The organism is Thiolapillus sp. (assembly GCF_048562965.1).
In the GTDB taxonomy this organism is placed as follows: Bacteria; Pseudomonadota; Gammaproteobacteria; order Chromatiales; family Chromatiaceae; genus Thiolapillus; species Thiolapillus brandeum_A.
The window spans coordinates 1-559 of the sequence record NZ_JBHNMF010001556.1 but is presented as its reverse complement, the minus strand read 5'-3'; the positions used below and the strand labels follow the sequence as shown (position 1 = coordinate 559).

1 protein-coding gene is annotated in these 559 nt (G+C 59.6%); it reads right to left on the bottom strand.

Annotated features, from left to right (window positions below; all coding sequences use genetic code 11):
• A partial coding sequence (locus ACOCD2_RS25480; protein WP_294032197.1) for a hypothetical protein occupies positions 1-384 on the bottom strand: 384 nt, incomplete at its 3' end.
• Positions 385-559: the final 175 nt, after the last annotated feature.

Below are 559 nucleotides of genomic sequence, written 5' to 3'. Positions count from 1 at the left end.
GGCTACGGTGCGGGGACGATTGAGCGAGTGACTGCGGACCAACCGCCCCTGACAGCGTATAAAGCACCCGTCGTCATCGGGCATTGTGCGGTGGCCTAGCACGCATCGCTCACCGATCCCCCGCTGCCGGCCATGGAGAGCGAAGCGAAGGCTGATAGACCCCAGTAGCCGCGAGGCCGCACTGTTTTCCCGGCGTGCCTTGCGCCAGAGGGAAAACAAAGTAGGCCTCCGAACGCGGCGTCCAGTCATTGGGAGGCAAGTACGGAGCAGCAACGAGCTTGCGAAGTTGTTGCGTAGTGCTTGGTGACCAGGACGGCTGGGGCACCAATAGGTTGTCAAAGGCCGAGTCGATTTTGGGGACTGGGATGTCCCAAAATCTATCACGAGGCCGAAGACACGCTTGTGGTTCCGGCGTTTTTGGGCGCCGGGACGTGGCCAGGATAGCCCGATAGCCCATTTCTCGTGCCAAGGTACTCGCCAAGAGAAGAGATTCTCGTGTTTTTCGCTCTCTCAGGGGCTCTGGAGGATGTTTTTTTGACAGAACAGACGCACCAGTCCC